We start from the raw sequence: 22,566 nt of genomic DNA on the forward strand, positions 1-22,566 counted from the left end.
CGGGCAGTCAGACGCCCAGCGCCTTCCGATTGAACGTCCGCAGGAAGCGCAGTGACAGCGTCCGCACGTTCGCGACATTGAGCAGCCAGGCCGCAGCGACGTAGGCGACACCGCCGGCAATGCTGACGCCGATCAGCGCCACGATGCCGGTGCCGCTGATTTGCGAGCGCGCGATCAGGATCGCGCCCGCCATCGCCGCGGCGGATGCCGCAACTCCCACGAGCCTGATGATATCGAACGGCACGGGATGGGCGCGATGCATCAGGGCGACAGCGACGGCAAAGCCGATCGCCTCGGTCGCGAACGTCGCCAGCGCCGCGCCGTAGATGCCGTAAGCCCCGACCAGCGCGAACATCAGCGCCACGCTCACGACCAGCGTGAGAAACGACTGCGCCGCCAGCATGAACGGCCGCTCGGCGAGTTGGAAGCTGATCTGGACGTAAAATTGATTGGCAATGCCGAAGAAGCGGGCGAGCACCAGCGTCGGCAGCAGGGCCGAGACGCCGGCGCGGAAATCGACGCCGACGAGGGTGCCGGCGACCTGATCGGCCGCGAGCGCGAGCCAGACGGCGACGGGCGCGACGACGACAAGCAGCAATTCGAGGCTTTCGTTCAGCCGCTCCCGCGTCGTCTCGTTGTTCTCCGCCAGCGAGCGGAAAACCAGCGGCACGGTGGCCGCGGCAACACTGGAGGCGATCATGACCATGAACTGGCGCGGCAGATCGGCGGCGACGCCGAAAATGCCGGCGGCATCCTTGCCAAGCAGCCAGGCGACGATGAGCCGGTCGCTGGCCGAATAGATTGCGACGGAAAGTCCGGCCAGCGTCAATGGCAGGCCATAGCGTGCCAGCTGCATGAACTGCCTGCGCGAAAAGCCCGCGATCCGGGTGCGATCGCCGACGAGATTGAGAATGATACCGGCCAGCGAGCCGAGGCCGAACGCCGCGAGCAGGCCCATGCCGCCCCAGCCGAGCCAGATCCCGAGCAGGCCGAAGCCCACGCTCGACACGCTGCGGACGATCGAGATCGCCGCGAAGCGATAGGGGCGCAGTTTGGCGCGCTCGAACTCCTGGCCGACATCGACCGCATTCGACATGATAGCGACGAACATGCTCGCGAGCACCAGCCCAACACTGACGTCGCTGCGAAACAGGAACACCAGCGGGGTCGCGGCGCACATGGCGACGACGGTCAGCGCGAAGGCGACCATCGCCGTTCCACGAAAATCCACCTCCGCCGACATCGCCTGGTAGCGCGACACCGACAGCTTGATCCAGGCGAAGAAGATCGCGCCCAAGATGCCGGCAATGCTGATGCCGACGACATAGAGGCCATACTCCGCCGGCGTCAGCAGCCGCGTGTAGGCGGTGACCGCAAAGAAGCCCACCGCCGCAGGCAGGATGTAAGCGACGAGATAGATGGAGAAATGGCGATTTAGCATGCGTGCACGGGACCAGCAGCCTCAAAAATCGAGCCGCCGTTAATCAGTTGGACCTTGGCGTGACGATCAAAGGCTTGGTGACGATAGGCTTGTGACGAAAGGTTTGGCGATCGGACCGCGCCGCAGCATCTCCCAAGATAGTCATTTAAGTCTGCAGATCGGCTGCCGAATGGGGCGTCTCCGCCGCTTTCGCGCGTTAGCGTTAAATTTGCCCTGTTCTTGAACGGGCCGACGCGATCACCGAAAAGAAACCATGATTTCAAGACGCCGCCCGCCCTTCAGATAATGCGTGGACGTGACCAAGATGGACGTTGTCGAGCGTATCAGGGCAAATCCGGCCTCCCTGCCCCATGGCGGCACAGATGCGTCCCTGGTCCCGGCGGCCCCCGTCGACGGAACCGGGCGGATGACGCTCAACCTGTTCTTCGAGGAGCGGGACGACCGCTGGTTTCCCGGCGACCGACACGTCCGGCCGCTGCTACGGCGCGTTTTGCTCGGCAAGTCCTGGATCAGCGGCCAGCGGCGCGTATTCCTCAACCTCTGTGCCGGCCTCGACAGGGTCGGGATCCGCTATCGCGTCAACGATTACGGCTATATCCGCAAGCACCCGGAGGAACTCGCCTGCATCATCGGGCGCCCCTTCGTGCTCGACTGGTTCGAATGGAAGAACCCGCTTCTGCTGGGCGTCGCCATGTACAACCATCCGGTCGATGCACCGAACCATCTGAAAGACCTGCACGCCAGGACCATCCTGGTGCCCTGCGACTGGTACGCGCAGATGTGCCGGCCGTACTGGCCGCATGTCGAGGTCTGGCCGGTCGGCATCGAGACCGATCTGTGGACGCCGACGCCGGCCGCACAGAAGAGTGTCGACGTGCTGCTCTACGACAAGGTGCGATGGGCCCACGAGCGCTACGAGAGCGGATTGATCGACCCGATCCGGAAGGATCTCGAAGCGAGCGGCCGATCCGTCGAAGTGATCCGCTACGGCCATTACAAGGAAGACGATTACAAGGCGGCGTTGGCGCGCTGCCGCAGCATGGTTTTCCTCTGCGAGCACGAAAGCCAGGGCATTGCCTGTCAGCAGGCGCTGTCGAGTGGCGTTCCGGTGTTCGCCTGGGATCGCGGCGGCCCGTGGCAGGATCCGGACTATTATCCGGATCGGGTGAGATATGAAGGCGGCGTGTCCTCGGTGCCCTATTTCGACGCACGCTGCGGCAGCACGTTCCTCGATGCCGCCAGCTTCATCGCCGGCTGGAGCGACTTCTGGTCGCATGTGAGCGCCGGCGACTTTGCACCTCGCGATTACGTGATGGACAATCTCACCCTGGAAAAGGGCGCCCTGCACTACTACGCCATCGCCGAAGCGGTGATGCGGCGTCAGGGGCGCTGACGGCACGGTTCGCCAAAGTTAACCCAACACGGGGAAACCGCGGCGCGACAAGGCGCCGCTTGGTACATTGGCGCGTTGGTTCCGAAAGGACTGCAACCACGTGACAAAGCTCGACAGACGCAAATTTCTGCTCGGCGGCGCCGCCACGCTCGCGGCGGGCGCGACCGCATCGGCGGTCCCCGTGTCGAAACTGGCCCAGCGCCATCAGGGCTATGGCGCCGCCGCCACGCTCTGGGACCTGCAAGCCGATCCGCGGCTCGGCGAGGCCATCAGCACCTATTGCACCCAAGTGGTGCCGGTGCTCGAACTGAAATGGCCGATGCTGCGGCCGGACGCGCACACTTTCGCTTTCGAGCGAGCCGACGCCATCTATGATTTCGCGCAGAAGAATGATCTGACCATGCGCGGACACGCGCTCGCCTGGTATCACGACATTCCTGACTGGACGAAGCAGATCAAGGACTCGAAAGGCGTCGAGCGCGCCTTCGTCGATCACATCTCGACCGTCGTCTCCTACTACAAGGACAAGCTGACCTCGTGGGACGTCGTCAACGAGCCCATTCCTGACAATCCCAAAGGCGTCACGGACCGGCGCGACACGTTCTGGACGCAGCATCTCGGTAACCACTGGATTCCGCTGGCCTTCCGCACCGCGGCCGCGGCCGATCCCTACGTCAAGCTCGCCATCAACGAGTACGACATCGAGTCGGCGAAAGACTCGTTCATCGCCAAGCGCGCGGCCTACCGCAACCTCATCATGGAGCTGCTGGATCAGGGCGTGCCGCTGCATGCGGTCGGACTGCAATCGCATCTGCATGCCGAGCTCGAGATCGACACGCACGGGCTCGCCGAATTCGTCACCGAAGTCCGCTCGTGGGGCCTGGAAGTCTTCGTCACCGAGCTCGACGTCGACGACCAGAAGCTGACGGGAAGTCCCGCGGAGCGCGACGCCGTCGTCGCCAAACGCGTCGACGACCTGCTGACGGCGATCGCGACCAGCGGACCGGTGCGGTCGATCCTGACCTGGGGCATTTCCGACCGCTACAGCTGGATCAACGGCACCTTCGCGCGCAAGGACAAGCAGCCGAACCGGCCGCTGCCGCTCGACGGCGAGTTCAAGCCCAAGCCGTTCATGGACGTGATCAACAAATTCACCAAGGATGCGTAGGGCCTGCGTGGCTAGCGCATCTTCTAGCGCGTGCGCTATCGCGCCCTGGGCGTCTCCAACGCGCTCCCCTCGTCGATATGGTCGGGAGACAGGCTCGGACCGCGGCGATCGCGCGAGTTCAGGCGGAAGACGTCTCTGATATCGTCGATCGAGGTCGACGAATAGGACTGGATGCAGAGCGCGACCTGCTCGGGCGACGCGGCGCCCATCATGGCTTCGATCGCCTGGCGGTCGAGGCGAGTGTCATCCCAATGCGAGACGGCAATGCTGTCTTCCGTCACGCGGTGCGTCGCCAAATGCTTCGGCGAGTTCACGACGAAATTGCCGTAGAGCAGGTACTCGGAGAACTTCTTCTTCCGGCACAGCGCCAGAGCCCAGCTCAGCCCCGTCGCCGTCTTGATGGCGTCGGTCATCGCGCGGGTGGCCTCCTTGTCCCAGACCAGCGCATTGCCGACATAGTCGTCGGCCGGGAACGCGCGGTCCTCGATGCCGAGAAGCTGATCGACGGTACGCAGCCAGAGCACATGCAGGGGATGGTTGGCGTCGATCTCGTTGCGCGTGACGAACAGCGGCGTCTTCTCCGCGCCGGCATATTGGCCGACGTCGAATTCGCGGAAGAACAGATTGTCGGAGTCGAGAATGCAGACGCGCTGTTCTGGCGCGTTGAGGACGCCGGCGATCTTGAGGATCTGCTGGATGTGCCAGCCGTGAACGGGCGACGACAGCAGCGACAGCCAGACCCGGCGCTTGCTGATGAACTGCAGCGCGGGCGGCAACGCCCACAGCCATTTCGGCAGATAACGCGAGGCCGGAACGATGACGCGCTTGTCGGACGCAAACCGCGCGAACAGCGGCACGTCATCATCATTAACGAGAACATAATGCCGCGTATATCCCGTAAGCCAGGTGTCGATGCTCTCGCTAAGCAGCGAAAAACGCTCGATATCCTTGGCATAGCTCGCGGTCAGCAGGGCAACGGAATGCATCATGTGCGCTCAAATGGCCATCGGACCGTACTCATACAAGCGACGGGAGGTGCTGGAAACTTCGATTCGCAATCAAGGTAAAATGAAACGAATCGTTAGCCATCCGACGGCAGCCCCTGCGCGATGTCGCGAAAGCGCAGCGGCGCCAGCGACGAGGCCCGCTGCCACCAGTCGGCGACACGATCGTCCAGCGCCCTCACGCCGCGTCCGCGGCCCGGAAAGATGCGGATCTGCTGGATGGCTTCCGCCTCAAACCCCTTGCCTCTCCGCGTGATCTTGAGCGCGGCACCTTCGCGGTCCCGCTGCGTCAGCGGCACCAGCAGGCGGCCGCGCGGACGGAGCGACCGCAGCCAGAGCGGATGCGGATGCGAGAAGCCGGCATGCACGATGATCGCGTCGGCCGGCTCGCCGATGTCCAGGCATCCGTCGCCGTGGACGACTTCGACGTTCCGATAGGCACGGAGATTGGCCGACGCGCGCGACGAAAGCCGCGCGTCGCATTCGATGGCTCGCACCCGGCCCTTCGCACCCACGATCTCCGACAAGATCGCCGAGAAGTAACCGAGCCCGCAACCGATCTGGACCACGCGGTCCTTTTCCCCGACAGCGAGCAGGTCGATGAAATGCGCCCATAGGCTCGGCAATCCGGTGTCGAGCTGGCGGCGCGCGTCGATGGCGACCAGGACATTGTCGTAGAGATGAACGGGGTCCGCATCTGCCGTCAGGCGGTAGCTGCGCGCCGCCTCGGTCTTGATGCGCCAGGGCCCCCGCGCCAGAAAGTTCTCGCGCGGCACCGTCGCAAGGGCTGCAAGCAGGCGCTCTGAGGAAATCCGCTCCCGCCTCGCGATCAGCTTGGCATAGCGCGCCCGCGCGGCCGACAGATCGCTCATTTGACCAGATCGGCCCGCGGACGAGCGGGCGTGTCGCCGCCGAGCTCGCGCACGAGCTGCATGGCCAGCTTCAGGTCCGGCGTCAAAAATCCCTCGTTGAACTTGCCGACGACCGGCAACAGCAGAAGGCTCGCATGTTCGCGCTTGCCGGCCTCATGCGACAGCCGCGCGAGGCTGACGGCGGTCCTGAGCTCCCACGACACTGCGCCCTGCTTGCGCGCCGTCTCCAGCGACAGGCCGAACAGATCCTCGGCCTCCTGGACCGACGCCGGACTGCCGTCCGACAAGGTGATCTCGCCTTGCAGACGATAGACCTCGGCGAGATAGGAGTGATCGCCGGTCCGCCTTGCGGTCGCCAGCGCACCGTCCAGCGCGCGCAAGGCGGCATCGCGCATGCCGACCTTGGCATAGGCCTCCGCGAGCAGGCAGCGAAACCAGCAGCCGGCGAGCCAGGAATCCATCGCCTCATATTCGTCGAGGCCGAGGCGCATCTGGCTGATGCCCTCGTCGACGTCGCCGAGCTGTGCCAGCGCCCAGCCGCGCAGGATCGCGGCCTGCTGCTTCCAGTGCAGGAAATTGTGCTCGGTGGCGATGATCATGGCGCGGTTGGCGTAATCGCGCGTGCCCTCGATGTCGCGCAGATGCTGGCAAAGATAGGCGCCGAACACGAGCGCGAAGGCGAGCGAGAACGGATGGCGGATCTTCTCCGCAAGCAGGATCGCCTGCTCGCTGTGCTGGCGCGCCGCGTCGGGCTGGCCGAGGAACCAGAGCAGATAGCCGAGATAGGACAGCGAGACGACACCGGGATCGGTGCCATGACGCTCCATCAAATCGGAGTGCAGGTCGGGGCTGTAGAGATCGATGCAGCGGTGCAGATGATGCTGCGCGGCGGCGAAGCGCCCGCGATAGAGCATCGTCATCGCGATCGAGCGGTGCGCCTCGATCAGGTAGCCGGTCTGTTGCGCCGGCTCCGCCCGCTCGTTCAGCCGCTCGCGCTTGGCGAACCGCAACAGCTCGACGCTGAGATCGTGCGCACGGGTGAGATCGGCACGGATGAAATGGCAGACCCAGAGCCCGCGGGTGGCGGCGAAGGCCTTTTCGTCGTCGTCGAGCTGCTGACCGAGCTCGAGGGCGCGGATGTAGTTCTCCTCGACCTCCTGCACGGCATAGCCCTTGGCCGCGATCAGCGCGTTGCCGAGCGCAATGCGCAGCTCCAGCTCCATCTCGTCGGCCCCCTGCATGCGGGCATTGGCCTGCACCACGCTCAAGCCGCGGCGCAGATGACCGATCGCCTCCAAATTGGCGCCGCTCCGCGCCGCCTGCTTGCCGGCCTTGAGCCAGAAGCTCGCAGCGCCCTCGCTCTGGCCGGACTCGGTCAGATGATGGGCGAGCAGCTCGGGCTCGCGCTCGGTCTTCTCCGGGTACATCTGCGCAAGCACCTGGGCGATGCTGGCATGCAGCTTGCGCCGCTCGCTGTGCAGCAGGCTCGCATGTGCCGCATTCTGAATCATGACATGCTTGAACGAATAGAGCGCGTCGGGCGGATGGCCACGGCGCATGATCAGGCCGGCCTCCTCCAGATGCGTCAGCGCCGCCTCGATCTGCTCCGGCGGCGTGTTGGCGACGGCGTGCAGGGTTTCGTAGGAGAACTCGCGGCCGATGGTGGCACCGATCTGGGCGATACGCTTGAACGGCCCCATCCGGTCCAGGCGCGCCATCAGCGAGTCCGTCAGCGTCGCCGGGATCGCGAGCTGCCGCCACGGGCCCGACAGCACGTAGCGCCCGTGCCGCTCGGTCAGGAGGTTGGATTCGAGAACCGTCTTGGTCAATTCTTCGAGAAACAGCGGCACGCCGTCGGTCTTGACGATGATCTCCTCGACGACCTCCTTGGGAAGCTCGCGCCCTGCAACGCGCTCGACCAACGTGGTGCGCAAGGGCCGGCTCAGTCGGTTCAGCACCAGCGTGGTGATATGCGAATGCGCGTTCCAGCTCGGCTGGAATTCGGAGCGCGCGGTGATGATGGCCAGGATCGGCCGGTTCTGCACCCGGTCGACCAGCAAATCGACCACCTCACGCGAGGTCGGATCGATCCAGTGCAGATCCTCAAAGGCCATCACCAGCGGCATCTCGTGCGCGAGGCCGAGGAAGTGATTGACCAGCGCCGCGACCGTCGCGTCCTTCTGCTGCTGCGGCGACAGGTCGAGCGGCGGATAGCGCTCTCCGGTCGGGATCGACAGCAGCGCGGCGAACAGCGGCGCCACCTGCTCGATATCGCCATGGGCAGCTGCGATCGCCGTCTCCAGGCTCGACAGTGACAGCGCGGACGCATCCTCGCGGTCGAGACCGAGCGAGAACTTGAGCTGCTCGACGAACGGATAGAACGCGGTCGAGGTGTAGTAGGGCGAGCACTGGAACGAGACCTGCCCGTGCCGGTCGCCTGCGATCCGCTCAAAAATCTCCTGGATGATCCGCGACTTGCCGATGCCGGGCTCGCCGAACTTGACGACGACCTGACCGTCGCCTTCCTTGACCTGCTGCCATCGCGCCATCAATAGCGCGATTTCCTCCTCGCGGTTGACGAGCGGGGTCAGCCGCGAGCCCATCGCGGCGGCAAAGCGGGTCTCGACGCGCGTGGCGCGCACGACGTGCCAGGCCTGCGTCTTTTCCGCGATGCCCTTTAGCGTCTGGGCGCCGAGATTGCGGTAATCGAACTTGCCCTTCAGCAACGATTGCGTCGAGGCGGAGATCACCACGCCGTTGGGCGGCGCCAGCGCCTGCAGACGCGCGGCGAGATTGACGGTCTCGCCGACCGCGGAATCGCGCTCTTCGGTGCCCTGGCCGACGAGGTCGCCGACCACGACGAGGCCGGTTGCGATTCCGATGCGAACGGCGGGCGCATGGCTGAGTGCGCCGCGCGGCTCGATCGCACGCGCAGTCGACAGGACCCGCACGATCTCCAGCCCGGCGCGCACCGCGCGTTCGGCGTCGTCCTCATGCGCGGTCGGATAGCCGAAATAGACCAGGATGCCATCGCCGACGAAGCGGGCGGCAAAGCCTTCGTAATGCTTGACCACGCGCACGCAGGTCTCGCGGAAGCTCGCAATCATGTCGCGCACGTCTTCCGGATCGAACTGGGCGGAAAGCGCAGTGGAATCCACCATGTCGCAGAACATGGTGGTGAGCTGACGCCGCTCGGCGCCGACCTCGGCACGGGTCGGCGGCCGCGCAGCTGGCACTTCCGCCGTATCGGCCTGAAACAGCGCGGCCGTCGCCCGCTGCAGCCGCTTGCGATCGCCGAGCGGAAGTCCGAGTTCCGCGAGGTCGGCCTCGGTCAGGTCCCCCATGACGTCGAGATCGAGCCGGTGCTGCGCGAACAGATCGGTGTAGTGGCCAAGACCGACGCCTTCGAGCCAGCGCTTCAACCCGAGTTCCGTCTCCGGCTCTTTCTCCAGCATGGTGATCCCGCCCGACATTCCCCCCGTCGAAGGGCTTAAGGTCCCTCAACCACAGATTTTGGGACCCAAACTTCACCTCAGACTGGACGCGTTCCCTAACTCTTGGGAAGAATAGCCCAATCAGATCAAAAGGGAATGGCATTGTCGGGAACTGGATCCGGCGCAAGAGAAGGATCGGCCGACATGGGCGCCGAAGCCACTACGATCGGCGGCCTGCTCGCCTTGCACGCGCGCACGATACCGGCAGCGCCCGCCCTGCTCGCTCCCGGCCGGCCGCCCCTGTCCTATGGCGCGCTCGGCGCCGGGATCGAGCATCTCGTCCGGACCCTGCGCGGGCTCGGCATTGCGCCATCCGACCGGGTCGCTGTTGCACTGCCGCGCGGGGCTGACGGCGCGCTCGCTCTGATCGCGGTGGCATCGGCCTGCGCATGCGTTCCCGTCAACCCTGATCTGACCGCCGACGAGCTGCAACGCTATTTCAGCGAATTGAAGCTATCGGCGCTCGTGACGCCGGTCGACATGAACTCGCCGAGCCGCGACGTCGCCCGAGCGCTCGATATCGCGGTGATCGACTTCGTGCCCGCACCGGCGGCAGATCTTGGCGGCTGCGCATTCGTCGGCTCGACGGTCGGTCCGGCCGCCAGCGGCGCGGCCGGCGCCGAGGACGATGCGTTCATCCTGCTGACGTCAGGCACGGCGGCGCGACCGAAAATGGTGCCCCTGACACACCGCAATGTATGTCTTTCCGCGCAAAATGCCGGCCGGGTGCTATCGCTCACGCCGCACGATCGCCTGCTCAACGTGCTGCCGCTGTTTCACGCCCACGGGCTGATCTCCGGGCTGCTGACGGCGCTCGCGGCGGGCTCCAGCGTGATTGTCACAGGCGGTTTCGACGCACCGTCCTTCTTCGGCTGGATGCGGGATCTGCAACCGACCTGGTACACGGCGGTGCCGACCATTCATCGTGCGCTGCTGACGGCTGCGGAAGCGAGCCCGCAAGCCGTCCGATCATCATCGCTGCGCGTGATCCGCTCCGCCTCGTCCTCGCTCGCACCGACGATCCTCAACGGGCTGGAGGCGACATTCGGAGTCCCCGTTCTCGAGACCTACGGCATGACGGAAGCGGCCTCGCAGATTTCAGCCAATCCGTTCGAGCTGCGCAAGATCGGCTCGGTCGGCCGCGCCGCAGGCCCCGAGATCGCGATCATGGATGAAGCGGGCCGCGTGCTTGCAAACGGCGCGCACGGTGAGATCGTGCTGCGCGGACCGAATATGTGCCGCGGCTATTATAACGACGAGGCAGCGACGCAGGCCGCGTTCCGCAACGGCTGGTTCCGCACTGGTGACCTCGGCTATCTCGACGCCGACGGCTATCTCTTCATCGTCGGCCGCATCAAGGACGTCATCAACCGCGGCGGGCAGAAAGTATCGCCGCTGGAGGTGGAAGAGGTGCTGCTGGCCCACCCGGCGGTGCTGGAAGCCGGGGTCTTCGCCGTTCCGCATGCAAAGCTCGGCGAAAACGTCGCCGCTGTCGTGGTGCTGCGTCCGGATTCCGAGGCCAGCTCCGACCAGCTGCGCCAATTCGCACGCAAGCGCCTCGCCGCCTACAAGGTGCCGAGCCTGATCCGCAGCGTGGCGGCGCTGCCGAAGGGCGCCAGCGGCAAGGTCAAGCGCAACGCGCTGGCCGAGCTGATTTCGGCGGAACATGGCGACGACGAGACGCAGCTGCCTCGCAACATGTTGGAGAGCCAGCTCGCGCAGATCTGGGCCAGCCTGCTCGAACGTCCGAGCGTCGGCATCGATCAGGACGTCTTTGCGCTGGGCGCGGATTCGCTCGCGGTGACGCAGATGCGCTCGCGTCTTCGCGAACGCTTCAACGTCGACTTCTCGTTCGAAGACATCTTCGATTGCGCCACCGTCGGCGCTCTTGCCGCCCGGCTCGAGAGCACGGCGCACCGGGACACGACGCTGCCTGCATGGGGGCAGGCCAGCTCTGACGGAGACGCGCCGCTGTCGTTCCAGCAGCAGCGGATGTATGTGCTCTCGCGGCTCGATCCGACCCGCTACAATTACAACGTGGTCGAGGTCGCGCTGGTGAAGGGCCAGATCAATCTGGTGGCGCTCCAAGCAGGCCTGACCGCGATCTGCGAGCGCCACGAGGCGCTGCGCTCGGTCTTCGTCGAGCGCGATGGCGAGCCTGTGCAGCGCGTGCTTCGGACGCGGCCGCAGTTCAAGCGGATCAAACTCAAGCCCTGCCCGTCACACTGGCGGGCGGCGGTCGTCAGGCGCGAGGCGCTGAAGCTTGCGCAGTACAGGTTCGATCTTGCGCGCGAACCGCCGCTGAAGGTTACGCTGCTCTCGTTCGACAAATCCAGCCATGCACTGGTCGTCAACGTCCATCACATCGTCACCGACGGCTGGTCGCAGCGGCTGTTCTGGGAGGAACTCACCGCAGCGTATTCCGCAGCATGCAAGGAAGGCCCGGCGGTACGGCCCTCGCCCAGCTTCCAGTATCGCGACTTTGCGCGCTGGCAGCAGAGCTGGGCGCAAACGCCCGCGGCGAAGGAGCAGCTCGATTACTGGCGGGCGCAGCTCGACGGCGTCACGACGCTGCCGCTGAGGACCGACCGGCCGAGGCCTGACGTCTGGAGCGGTCATGGGGCCCGTCACTATTTCGCCTTCTCCAAGGCGCTTTCCGCCGACATCCGCTCGCTGAGCCAGGACCAGGGCGTGACGCCCTTCATGACGCTGCTCGCAATCTTCCAGTGCCTGCTGTTCCGTCATACCGGGCATGAGGATGTCGCGACGGGATCGCTGATCGCAAACCGCAACCAGATCGAAAGCGAGCGCCTGATCGGGCTGTTTGCCAACACGCTGATCCTGCGCAATGATTTCGGCGGCGACCCGACCTTCGGCGAAATGCTGCGGCGGGTGCGCCAGGTCACGCTGGACGCCTATCGCAACCAGGACCTTCCGATCGAGGAAGTCCTGCGCGCGTTGCAGATCGCGCGAAGGACGGATGGCAATCCGTTGTTCCGGATCATGTTCATTCTCCAGAGCGCCTCGATCGAAGCCGCGCGCTTCCCTGGCCTGTCGACACGCCGGCTGGAGGTCGACCCGGAAGTCGCGCGCTTCGACATCACGCTCGAGCTGGTCGAGGCCGAGGGGCGCTTCACCGGCTTCTTCGAATACGCCACCGATCTGTTCGAGGAAGCGACGATCGCAGGCATGGCGGATCAGTTCGAGACCCTGCTCAAGGCGGTCATCGCCCATCCCGAGCAGCGGATCTCGCGCCTGCCGCTGCTATCAGTTGCGGAACGCCGGCACCTAGCGGCGAAAGGCCCGCCGGCCAATTTCGCCGCGAAGGGCAATCTCTGCGCGCGCTTCGAACGGCAGGCAAGGAAAACGCCTGATGCCATTGCCGTATCCGATGGACATCTCGCCTTGAGCTATCGTGAGCTGGCACGCCGCAGCCAGGCGATCACGCGCTGGCTGGCCCGCGAGGACGCCGGCGCGGAAACGGTAGTGGCGCTGTTGGCCGATCGCGGCCCCGACCTGCTCGCGGCGATGATCGCCGTGCAGCGCGCGGGCGCGGCTTTCGTGAACCTCGATCCCACGCAGCCGCCGGTGCGGCTCGCCACCATCCTCGGATCGAGCTGCGCGACCGTACTGCTGACTGGGCGCGCGCAATCCGCCATGGTCGAGGCGCTGCTCGAGCCGCTGATCGCGCCCGTCCAAGTCGCCGAGATCGAGGATGTCGTCGCGCTGGCATCGACCAAGCCGGCCCGCACGGCGCGACGCGCGAGCGCGAGTCTCGCCTATCTCATCTATACGTCCGGCTCCTCCGGCGCGCCGAAGGGCGTCATGATCGAGCAGCGCGGGCTGTCGAACCATCTGGCGTCGCTCATTTCCGAGCTTGGCCTCGGGCCCAGGGACGTGATCGCGCAGACCGCGCCGCAGAGCTTCGTCATCTCGGTCTGGCAGTTCCTTGCCGGTCCCATGGTCGGTGCGCGCGTCCATGTTTGCGACAATTCGATCGTGCAGGACCCGATGCTGCTGGCGCGGGAGATCGAACGCGAGGGCATTACGGTGCTCGAGATCGTGCCGTCGCTGCTGCGCATCATCGTCGAACGTCTCGACGAAGCGCCGATGCGGCGCGCTTTTGCCAGGCTGCGGCTCCTGATCTCGACCGGCGAGCCGCTGCCGGTCGAGCTCTGCCGCGCCTGGTTCGCCCGCTGCCCGAAGGTACCGCTGATCAATGCCTATGGCGCTTCGGAATGTTCCGATGACGTCTCCCTGCACCGGCTGACCCGGGCGCCTGACGTGACGACGATCAACGTCCCCGTCGGCGCGCCGCTGCCGAATACCCAGCTCTACGTGCTCGATCCGAATCTGGAACCGCAGCCGACCGGCGTGGTCGGCGAACTCTGCGTCGGCGGCGCCGGCGTCGGCCGCGGCTATGTCAACGATCCCGCGCAGAGCCGGCAGCGCTTCATTCCGGATCCGTTCAGGCGCCAGGAAGGCGCACGGCTCTACCGCACCGGCGACCTTGCCCGCCGCCGCGCCGACGGGACCATCGAATGCCTCGGCCGCGCCGACCTTCAGGTCAAGATTCGCGGCTATCGCATCGAGCTCAAGGAGATCGAAGCTGCGCTTGCCGACCATGAGAGCGTCCTCGCCGGCATCGTCGAGCCGCGCCGCGACGCCAATGGCGAGGTCAGGCTGATCGCCCATGTCGTCGCCAAGTCCGGCAGCCGGAGCAGCGCCAGCGAGCTTCGCGACTTTCTCAAGAGCCGGCTGCCTGTTCACGCGATCCCGTCGGCGTTCCTGTTCCTGGATCAGATGCCGCTGAATGCCCATGGCAAGCTGGACCGCTCCGCCCTGCTCGCGCCCGCGCAACAGGAGGCCGGGGAACCCGAGGCGGCCGTGCCGGCGCGGCACTTCACCGAGAAGGTCCTGTCCGACATCTGGATCGATCTGCTGAAGGTCGAGAGCCTCGGTGTTACCGACAATTTCTTCGACCTCGGCGGCCATTCGCTGCTGGCCGGCCAGGCCATGGCGCGCGTGGCGCGCGCGCTCGGCGTATCGCTGCCGATCAAGACCATCTTCGAGGCGCCGACGATCGAAGAACTGGCCCGGCTGATCGATGCGGCCGTGGCAGCCAAACCGCAAAAGCCGATGTCAAGCGTGCCGCGCCTCGCCGAAAGCGGATCTCCCGCGCTCTCGATCGCGCAGGACCAGATGATGCGGATTGCGCAGAACCTGCCCGATCTGCCGCTGTTCAACCTGCCCTTCGCCTTCCATCTCGAAGGTCCGATCGACCCGCGCCTGCTGGCGCAGGCGATCGACGACGTCGTACGCCGCCACGAATCGTTGCGGACGGCGTTCGGCTGGAACGGTGAGGAGCCGGTCAGCCACATTGCGGCGCCGGCCAATTTCGGCCCGGTGCTGAGCGTCGAGACCATCGGCGACGGCCGGCCCCACAACAACAAGCGGCGCAAGGCCCTGGAGCGCAGGAAGATCGAGCTCCTGATCGCTCAGGAGACTTACACCCCTGTTGGCACCGCCCGGGCACCGCTGCTGCGGGCACGGCTGCTGCGGCTTCACGCCGAGGATCACATCCTGCTGCTGACGCTGCATCATGCCATCGCCGACGGCTGGTCGATCGGCGTGCTGTTCGCGGAATTGTCCACGCGCTACGCCGCGCTGGCGGGTCATCCATCGGCCCCCTTGCCAAAAATACCGGTCGCGTTCTCCGACATCGCGCGCTGGCAGCGCTGGTGGTGCGGCACGGAGGCAGCGCGCCGGCAGGCAGCAGACTGGACCGAGAATTTGCGCGGTGCGCTGCCCCTGTTCGACGGTGAAGCACGTCCGGGGGCGCCGACCGGCCATCATTCGCTGAGCCTGGAGCGCGACCTGGTCGCCCGACTCACGGCCTATGCGCGCCAGCACAACGCCACCCTATTCATGTGTCTGCTTACCGGCCTGAAGGCGCTGCTGCAGGCGCGGACCGGACACACGGACATCTCGGTCGCCACCGCCATGGCCAACCGCGCCCAGCCGGACACCGAGCAGATCGTGGGCCCGTTCGAGAACACCGTGATCGTCCGCAGCCGAATCACGCCGGATTTGTCGTTCACCCAGGCCTTGGGCCGGGTGCGCCAAAGCGTGCTCGATGCACATGCCCGGCAGGAGCTGCCGTTCAACATGCTGGCCGACCATCTGGAACAGGAAGGCATCGATCCCGCTGCTTTGCTCCAGGTCTATTTCACACTGCAGAATCCGCTGCGCCAGCCGCTCGACCTGCCCGATGTCGCGGTGCGGTCGATCGGAAACGTCGCGCGCGAGGGCCAACCCGTGCTGCCGGTCGACCAGACCTGGCTGTCGCTGATGCTCAAGGAGCGCCCGTCCGGAATCACCGGTTCATGCAATTACAAGGGGGAACTGCTCGACGGCGCCATGGTGGGCGCCTGGATGGAGGATCTTATCGCACTGCTTGCGGCGGCCGTCGCCTGGCCTCATACGCCGCTCGGCCGATTGCTCGATCGCCGCGCAGCTTGACCATCCGTTGGCCGGCGCCGAACAGATGTTCACTCGCCAAAGCTGTGAATGATCAAGTTGCATCTTGATTCTTTGGCGCCGGCGCGCAAGATTATTCACGTTTTGATTTGGACTGATATTTTTCAACCGGGGGAGTGTTTATGGGTTTCATCAAATTTGCCAAAGGCACCTCGCTGAGCGACAAGGACCGCAAGGCCCTGCAAAAATTGCTCACCGACGAGAAGAAGAAGCTTCAGGCTGCCCTGAAAGAGGTCGACGCCAGCCTCTCGATCGTGGGTGGCTCGAAGAAGAAGTCCAAGAAGAAAAAGTAAGACTCGTCGGCCGGGACGCCGTACGAATCTTCCGATTTCATTTTCAGAGTTGGGCCGCTCGCCTGTCGAGTTGGGGTCTCGCACAAGCTTGCGCCTGTAAACCGGCCAGCAATCGACAAGAATTTGCCCGGGTGGACCGCTAGAAGCCGTCTGCTCAGTCGTTTCCTGCTCGGTTGATTCTTCGGTCAGGGCCGGATTTGGCCTCCACCTGACGCTATGGGCCCATTTGATGGCAGACGACGGAATTGAACTGTTTGTCGGACTGATCGAGAGCATCGACTCGCCGGGCGCTGTCGATACGTGCCGGCGGCTGCTCTCGCTCGACGAACGGATACGCGCCGACCGCTTCAAGTTCGAGCGGCATCAGCGACAATATATCTTCGCGCACGCGATGTTGCGGATGGCGCTCTCGCACGCAGCCCCCGATGTCGCGCCGACCGACTGGTCGTTTGCCACCGGCCGGTACGGGCGGCCGTTTGTCGCCTCGCCCGAGAGTTCGACGGCACTGCATTTCAGCCTGTCCCATGCCGACGGGTGCGTCGCCTGCGTCGTATCCAAGCATGAGGCGGTCGGCGTCGATGTCGAGACCGTTTCACGGCGTGTCGCACCGCTGTCCACGGCACTCCGCTTCTTTGCCCCGGAAGAGGTCGAAACGCTGCGCAGCCTGCCGGAACCCGCCGCGATCGAACGCTTCTTCGACTATTGGACGTTGAAGGAGGCCTATCTGAAGGCCAGGGGTTTTGGGCTCAATCTGCCGCTCGACGCGTTCGCCATGCAGGTCTCGCGGGAGGCGATCGGGATCAGCTTCAAGGCTGACATCGTCGACGATCCCGCCGGCTGGCGCTTCTCGCTGTGCTCCCCGTCGCCCTCGCATCGCCTCGCGATCGCCGACGGCTCGCGCGCGTCGGGCGGCCTGCGCATCACCCGCAATGCGTGGCCGTTGCAGGAAGCGGCAGAATGAGCCCGGCGCGGCTGCGCGTCTTTCCCGCAATCTCGCGCAACCGCGATCCCAAGGCATATGTCGGCGAGTTGATGCGGGTGGCGAAGTTCGCCGACCGCAACGGCTTCGAAGGCATTTTGCTGTTCGAAGGCAACGACGTGTTCGTCGCGCCCTGGGCCATGGCCCAGCACATCATCGCGGCGACCACGCGATGTTCGCCGCTCATCGCAGTCAACCCGGTCTACATGCACCCTTTCACGGCGGCGAAATTCGTATCGTCTTTCGCGCAGCTCTACAGCCGCAAGGTCTATCTCAACATGATCACGGGGACCGCGATCAGCGATCTGCAGGGGCTGGGCGACGCGCATTCGCATGCTGACCGTTATGTTCGCCTCGGCGAGTTCGTCGCGATCATGCGCCAATTGCTGTCAAGTCCACGGCCGGTAAGCTTCAATGGACGGCTCTACACCGCAGCGAACCTCCAGCTCCGGCCACGCCTACCCGCCGAGTTGATGCCCGAGTTCCTCATTGCGGGCCAGTCGGATGCTGCACAGCGCATTGCCATGGAGACCGGCTGCATCAAGATGCAGATGCTGCCGCCCGACCTCGACCGCGGGCTCAGTGCTTCAGGCATGAACTTTGGCATCTTCGCGCGCGAAAACAGCGACGAAGCACGGCAGGCAGCAAAGGCCCGCTTCCGCGACAATCCCGATGATCGAGAGCTGCTCGCGCTCACGGTGGAGAACAGCGATTCCGTTTGGAAGCGTCGGCTCTATGAGGGCCAGAGCGGCGAGCTCCAGGACAACGGCTACTGGTTGCTGCCGTACCTGACTTTCCAGGCCGACTGCCCCTATCTCGTCGGCAGCTATGCCGAGATCGGCGCCAAGCTCAGGGATTTCGCGGCGAAGGGCCTGACCACGATCATGCTCGACATGGTCGCTGATGATGCCGAGATGCAGCATGTCTGCAAGGCGCTCAAGGCGAGCGGGATGTTTTAGGTTCTTCTCCCTCTCCCCGTTCTTACGGGAAGAGGGTTGGGGTGAGGGGCCTCTCTCCCCACGGGCGGCCTTAAAGACCTGCACCCGGATCGCAAGAGCGATCCGACCTCTCCCTGCAAGCGGGGGAGAGGCAAAGATATCACCGCGCCTCTTCGAATCCCGCCAACACCGAGGTCAGGTTCGCGCCCAGAATCTCCGAGAGGTAGCCGCCCTCCTGCACGAACACGGTCGGCAGGCCCATCTTCGCAATCGCCTGGCCGATGCGGCGAAAGCCCGGCGTGGTCACGGCGAGGCCCTTCAGCGGATCGTGCTCGGACGCATCGAGGCCGAGCGCGATGACGAGCGCGCCCGGCGCAAAGGATTCGATCGCCTTGCGCGCGACGTCCATCGCCTGGATGTAACCGTCATCGCCCGTGCCGATCGCGAGCGGGATGTTAAGATTGGTTCCGAGGCCCAGGCCTTCGCCCCGCTCATGCGCATAGCCCCACACATAGGGATAGTAGTCCGTCGGATCGGCATGGATCGACACGGTGTAGACGTCCGGCCGCGCGTAAAAGATCCCTTGTGTGCCATTGCCGTGATGAACGTCGACGTCGAGGATCACGACGCGCTCGTGCTTCTGCCGCAGATGCGCGGCCGCGATCGCGCTGTTGTTGAGGAAGCAGAAGCCGCCGGCCATGTCGCGATAAGCGTGATGGCCGGGCGGACGGCAGAGCGCATAGACCGCATCCTCGCCGTCCATCACCATCTGCGCCGCCGTCGCCGCGACGTCGGTGGCAGCGCAGGCTGCGGCCCAGGTGCCGGGACCGATCGGCGCCGCAGTATCGGCGGTGTGCCAGCCGAGCTTGCCGACGATGTGGGTGGGATAGGTCGCGGCATGGCGCACGGGATGGACGTTGCCGATCATCTCCGGACCGGAATCGCCGAGCGCCGTCCAGGCATCCCAGGCCTCGCTCAGAAACGACAGATATTCGGGGCTGTGAACGCGCGCCCGCGGGCCTTGTCCGAACTTGGTCGGCTCGACCAGCTGATGCTTGCCGTCCTTCAAGCCTTTGAGCAGGCGGTCGGCGCGCTCGGGCTGCTCGGTGGTGCGCTTGACGACGCCGCGAACCAGGAAGAATTGCGGATCGTGGCTGCGGTGCAGTTCGGTATGGACGGCTTTCACTCAAACACTCCGTGGTCGCGCTCTTAACAGGGCCACAGATGTCTTGATCGCTGCGGCGGCCAGATGCAAGCAAGAAGAATGCCGACCCTTTTGCGCGGCCCTGCGCCGGAAGCAGACCAGTTGTAAGGCTCAGCAGCGCCCGCGCTGAAGACAGTGCTCACGGCCCTCTCGGTCGGTACGGAAGGCTTCGATGAAGCCGCCCTGGCGCTGCGTGACGAAGACGGTCTTACCGTCGCTGCCGCCGAAGGCGAGATTGGTCGGCTCCTTGGCCCGCAGCACGATCTCGCGCTCGACCGCGCCGTTGGGCTTCATCAACGCGATCGTGCCCTTCAGAATGCGCGCGACGTAAAGGCGGCCGGCGACGTCGGTGCGCAGGCCGTCGATGGTATCGGGCTGGAAGGCCTTGACGAGCTTTGCATCGGTGAGGTCATTGCCGCTGATGGTATAGGACCACACCTGGCCATTGCTGGATTCCCCGACATAGAGCGTCTTGCCATCGGGACTGAGGTCGATGCCGTTGGTGGTCCCCATCGCACGCGGCGACGGCATGATTTGTCCCTGCACCGTGCCGTCGGCGCCTTTGGCGATGCGCCAGATGTGGCCCTCCCGGCCCTTCCAGTTCGGATCGCTCGCATAGATGGTACCGTCGCGGGCGATGGTGATGTCGTTGGGCTGGTTCATCTCGTCGGAATGAAACCAGACTTCGGGCTCGGTTGCGCCCTTCGGGATCGCGAAGATGTTGTGCTTCTTGTAGTCGGCGATGAACATCGTGCCGTTGCGATCGAAGCGGATGGCGTTGCCGACGCTTCCCTCGGGCAGCGTGGTGAAGGCTTCCGATGCCGAACCACCCGCGGGCAACCGGCCGATCGTGCCGGGCTTGCCGAAATTGACCACGAAGAGGTTGCCATCGAGATCGGCGGCAGGCCCTTCGATGCCATGCGTGTACTCGTCGGCGGGCGTGACCTGTACGCTCTCGAACAGCTTCGTCTCCGCCGCGAAGAGCGGCGTTGCGACGACGAGCAGAACGCTACTGCACAGGCACCAGAAATTCCTGCCGGATGTAATAGCCATCGTCGTCGCTGCACTCGCCATTCAAATAGGGATCGGCCGGCCGGAAGAAGCGGCTGAAGCCGGGTTTGTCTACAGCGTTCCTTTGTGTCACGACGACGACCTTGGCGGCCGGCATTTCGCCGCATTCCTTGTTGGTCTTGCCGAAGAACTTGCGCTGCGGCAGGCCGGGCTTGACGCGCATCGGCGTTCCCGGAACCATCTTCGCGACGAACAGATCAACCGCATTGAGCAGCGCCGCGTAGCCGGGCTCCGTCTTCGGCAGGCTCTCGCCGCCCGGCGGCATCAGCTTCTCTGCGCCGATGCCGCGCAGCCGCGTGCGCAATCGGCCGGATGCCGGATCGCCCGGATAGATCCAGCCGTCCTGCGCAAGCATGAAGCGAAGCACGGTCGCGTCCTTGTCGGCATCCGATTGCCCGGCCCTCAGGCCGAAATCGGAATGGCAGCCGACACAATGCTTTTCGACCAGATTCTTGCGCAGCGTGGTGAGCCGGAGCTTGTTCTGCGCGTCCCTGGCGACGAAGGCAGCAAGCTGATCGATCAGTGCCTGGCTGCGCGTGTCGCAGGGCAACTGCGGCGGCGGATCGCCTGCGGCGCGGTCGATGCGGAGGATGGTCTGGTTCTTGTCCTCGACCAGCCAGATCGCGCCGTCCTCCGCGACCGTCATGCCGACCGGCGCGCCTTGCGGCCGCGCGCCGTTGACGCGGTGCCAGCCGGCGATCAGTTCCTCGAACGGTGCGGCGGCGACATCGCCGGCGTCGGTCTGAAAATTGTGGGTCGGATCCGCCGCACAGCTGACGTGGTAGCGCACCGGCGGCGGCGCAGGCTTCGGAAAGCCGTGGTCGTCGACGTCGTAGATCAGCACGCGGCTGCCGGTCGGGCGATAGCCGTGCAGGCTGAGCAGAAGCTTGCCCTCGAGCTCCGGAAACTTTGCGCCGTGATAATACAGCATCGCGAGCGGCGCACCGTGCGGAGGCAACAGCGAGAACGGCGGCTTGTAGAGCGCATTGGCCGAGCACAGCGATTTGTAGACACCGGATTGCAGCACCAGCCTGAACTCGGGGCTCGGCGTCGACAGGTCGTAGCAATAGGGCCAGCCATAATGCCTGCCCTGCTCGATGGCGTTGATCTCCTCGTTCGGCTTGAAGATGTCTGGCAGATCGCGGCCGTTCTCGCCTTGAAGGAAAGCGTAGCCGGCATCCGGAAAGTTCGGGTGCAACGCCAGCGCCATCGAATTGCGCAAGCCCCGTGCGTAAATCGTGTGCGGCGGATCGGGATCGTTCGGTTTCAAAGCTGGGAAGATGCCGCCTGGCGGCGGTGTGAACAGCCAGATTGCGGCCATGGCGGAGGCGCCTTCGGCCGCCGCGCAAGGCCTGGTGATCGGCGCCGGCGTGATGCAATCGTCGCTGTGAGCGCCGACATTGACGAACAGCCGTCCATTCCTGTCGAAGACGAACTGTTTGAGCGGATGTGCGGCCTCGTCGAGCTTGGTGCCGTCAGGCAGCGTGATACGGCGGCCGGGCATGTGACGGATGATGGTCTCAATCGTGCCGCGCGGATTGTCCGCGAGCGGATCGAAGCGGAAGATGGTCTCGGCGGTCGAAGCATAGAGTTTCCTGTCCGGGCCGATCACGAGACCGAACGGATATTCCACCCCGGTCAGGATTTCCTTGAAGCGCTGGCCGCCGGGAGCGTTTGGGTCGAGCAACATCAGGCGCCCGTCGGTGTGCCCCCAGCCCCCCATGTCGGCGACCACGAACAGATCGCGGCCGGGCACCTGGATGATCGACCGCGGAAACTTGAGATGGTCCTCCGCGCTGGCGACGAGGCCGGCGCAAAAACCCGCCTTCATGTCGATCTGGACCTTGGGAAAGGCGAGATCGCCGTTGCCGCAGGTCTCCGTTCCCAATGCGTAGCCGCTTTTCCTGATCGGATCGGACGCGGCCGGCGCGGCGAAGCCGAATATGATCGCGGCCAAAGCGGCGACACCTACGCGCAAGCTTCGCCATCCACCCTGGAATGTGAGCTGATTCACAGCGGCCTCCCCAACTTTCGGTCGAGGGTTGTTCCATGCCGTGCAGGCGTCGTCCAGTTGAAGATCACTCTCCTGTGATCAAACCCGCAGAGTCCTTCGTGCCGACCAACCTCCGTAGATTCCCTTACCGGGCTTGACCCGAATATTTTTCGCTT

The 22,566-nt window shown here is 65.0% G+C and carries 13 protein-coding genes; 6 read left to right on the top strand and 7 right to left on the bottom strand.

Annotated elements, in window-relative coordinates; translation table 11 throughout:
• Window positions 1-7 precede the first annotated feature (7 nt).
• Window positions 8-1,441 carry a lipopolysaccharide biosynthesis protein gene (locus tag G8O24_RS16915; RefSeq protein ID WP_188101150.1) on the bottom strand — a complete coding sequence of 478 codons (1,434 nt, stop codon included), beginning with the start codon at window positions 1,439-1,441 and terminating at the stop codon, window positions 8-10.
• Window positions 1,442-1,745: 304 nt separating this feature from the next.
• Between G8O24_RS16915 and G8O24_RS16920 the strand changes: the two genes are divergently transcribed.
• Both G8O24_RS16920 and G8O24_RS16925 read left to right on the top strand, forming a co-directional pair.
• The gene (locus G8O24_RS16920; protein WP_188101260.1) at window positions 1,746-2,834 is read left to right on the top strand and encodes a glycosyltransferase; all 1,089 of its coding nucleotides are present in this window, start codon (window positions 1,746-1,748) and stop codon (window positions 2,832-2,834) included.
• A 100-nt stretch (window positions 2,835-2,934) separates the two neighbouring features.
• Window positions 2,935-4,002 (top strand): endo-1,4-beta-xylanase, encoded by a 1,068-nt coding sequence (locus tag G8O24_RS16925; protein WP_188101151.1) that lies wholly within the window; start codon window positions 2,935-2,937, stop codon window positions 4,000-4,002.
• Window positions 4,003-4,037: 35 nt separating this feature from the next.
• Here G8O24_RS16925 and G8O24_RS16930 read toward each other — a convergent pair whose 3' ends face one another.
• The 3 genes from G8O24_RS16930 to G8O24_RS16940 all read right to left on the bottom strand — a co-directional run bounded on the left by G8O24_RS16930 (window position 4,038) and on the right by G8O24_RS16940 (window position 9,333).
• On the bottom strand, window positions 4,038-4,988 hold the full coding sequence (locus tag G8O24_RS16930) for a DUF6492 family protein (protein ID WP_188101262.1): 951 nt from the start codon (window positions 4,986-4,988) through the stop codon (window positions 4,038-4,040).
• Window positions 4,989-5,083: 95 nt separating this feature from the next.
• A complete protein-coding gene (locus G8O24_RS16935; protein ID WP_188101154.1) occupies window positions 5,084-5,878 on the bottom strand; it encodes a protein-L-isoaspartate O-methyltransferase family protein in 795 nt (264 codons plus the stop codon).
• Window positions 5,875-9,333, bottom strand: coding sequence for an ATP-binding protein (locus tag G8O24_RS16940; RefSeq protein ID WP_188101264.1), 3,459 nt, complete (start codon window positions 9,331-9,333; stop codon window positions 5,875-5,877). Before G8O24_RS16940 ends, G8O24_RS16935 begins: the two co-directional genes overlap by 4 nt.
• 135 nt (window positions 9,334-9,468) lie before the next feature.
• Here G8O24_RS16940 and G8O24_RS16945 point away from each other — a divergent pair, with 135 nt between their 5' ends.
• From G8O24_RS16945 to G8O24_RS16960, 4 genes are all read left to right on the top strand, one after another.
• Window positions 9,469-15,894, top strand: a complete 6,426-nt coding sequence (locus G8O24_RS16945; RefSeq protein WP_188101156.1) for a non-ribosomal peptide synthetase — start codon at window positions 9,469-9,471, stop codon at window positions 15,892-15,894.
• 140 nt (window positions 15,895-16,034) lie between these two features.
• Entirely contained in the window at window positions 16,035-16,205 is a 171-nt protein-coding gene (locus G8O24_RS16950) for a hypothetical protein (protein WP_188101158.1), read from the top strand.
• Between the two features lie 229 nt (window positions 16,206-16,434).
• Complete coding sequence (locus G8O24_RS16955; RefSeq protein ID WP_188101160.1) at window positions 16,435-17,166, top strand: 4'-phosphopantetheinyl transferase family protein; 732 nt, start codon at window positions 16,435-16,437, stop codon at window positions 17,164-17,166.
• Window positions 17,163-18,143, top strand: a complete 981-nt coding sequence (locus tag G8O24_RS16960; RefSeq protein WP_188101162.1) for an LLM class flavin-dependent oxidoreductase — start codon at window positions 17,163-17,165, stop codon at window positions 18,141-18,143. The genes G8O24_RS16955 and G8O24_RS16960 overlap by 4 nt, the downstream gene beginning before the upstream one ends.
• A 139-nt stretch (window positions 18,144-18,282) precedes the next feature.
• Here the strand turns inward: G8O24_RS16960 and G8O24_RS16965 are convergent, their stop codons facing one another.
• The 3 genes from G8O24_RS16965 to G8O24_RS16975 all read right to left on the bottom strand — a co-directional run bounded on the left by G8O24_RS16965 (window position 18,283) and on the right by G8O24_RS16975 (window position 22,411).
• A complete protein-coding gene (locus G8O24_RS16965) occupies window positions 18,283-19,308 on the bottom strand; it encodes a histone deacetylase family protein (RefSeq protein WP_188101164.1) in 1,026 nt (341 codons plus the stop codon).
• Window positions 19,309-19,437: 129 nt separating this feature from the next.
• Window positions 19,438-20,379 carry an SMP-30/gluconolactonase/LRE family protein gene (locus G8O24_RS16970; protein WP_188101165.1) on the bottom strand — a complete coding sequence of 314 codons (942 nt, stop codon included), beginning with the start codon at window positions 20,377-20,379 and terminating at the stop codon, window positions 19,438-19,440.
• The gene (locus G8O24_RS16975; protein WP_188101167.1) at window positions 20,336-22,411 is read right to left on the bottom strand and encodes a PQQ-dependent sugar dehydrogenase; all 2,076 of its coding nucleotides are present in this window, start codon (window positions 22,409-22,411) and stop codon (window positions 20,336-20,338) included. The genes G8O24_RS16970 and G8O24_RS16975 overlap by 44 nt, the downstream gene beginning before the upstream one ends.
• Window positions 22,412-22,566 lie beyond the last annotated feature (155 nt).

This window comes from Bradyrhizobium campsiandrae (assembly GCF_014529705.1).
GTDB classification, from domain to species: domain Bacteria; phylum Pseudomonadota; class Alphaproteobacteria; order Rhizobiales; family Xanthobacteraceae; genus Bradyrhizobium; species Bradyrhizobium campsiandrae.